A 520-nucleotide genomic window follows, 5' to 3' on the forward strand; every position below is an offset into this window, starting at 1 on the left:
CGCCGGTCTGCACCTCGTCGGCGATCAGCAGGATGCCGTGCTGGTCGCACAGGGCGCGCAGGCGCTGCATGAAGGCCCTGGAGTTGACGTAGAAGCCGCCTTCGCCCTGCACCGGCTCGATGATGATCGCGGCGATGTCCTGCGGCTGGGCATCGTTCTTGAAGATGCGCTCGATGCTGGCGATGGCGTCGTCCTCGCTGATGCCGTGCAGTTCGCACGGCGCCAGGGCGCGGAACACGCCGCCCGGCATCAGGCCCATGCCGGCCGAGTAGGGCACCACCTTGCCGGTCAGCGACAGGGTCATCATGGTGCGGCCGTGGTAGGCGCCGGTGAAGGCGATCACCCCGGCGCGGCCGGTGGCGGCGCGGGCGATCTTCACCGCGTTCTCGACGGCCTCGGAGCCGGAGGTGACCAGCAGGGTCTTCTTGGCGAAGTCGCCCGGTACGCGCTTGGCGATTTCCTCGCACAGGGCGATGTAGGGCTCGTAGGCCAGCACCTGGAAGCAGGTGTGCGACAGCTT

1 protein-coding gene is annotated in these 520 nt (G+C 68.5%); it reads right to left on the reverse strand.

Translation table 11 applies throughout. The features are described from left to right. Positions 1-520, reverse strand: a 520-nt coding sequence (locus tag E5198_RS21405; RefSeq protein ID WP_136491885.1) for an aminotransferase class III-fold pyridoxal phosphate-dependent enzyme, incomplete at both ends; no start/stop codon positions are given.

The sequence above is a fragment of the Pseudomonas sp. A-1 genome, assembly GCF_004801855.1.
Taxonomy (GTDB): Bacteria; Pseudomonadota; Gammaproteobacteria; order Pseudomonadales; family Pseudomonadaceae; genus Geopseudomonas.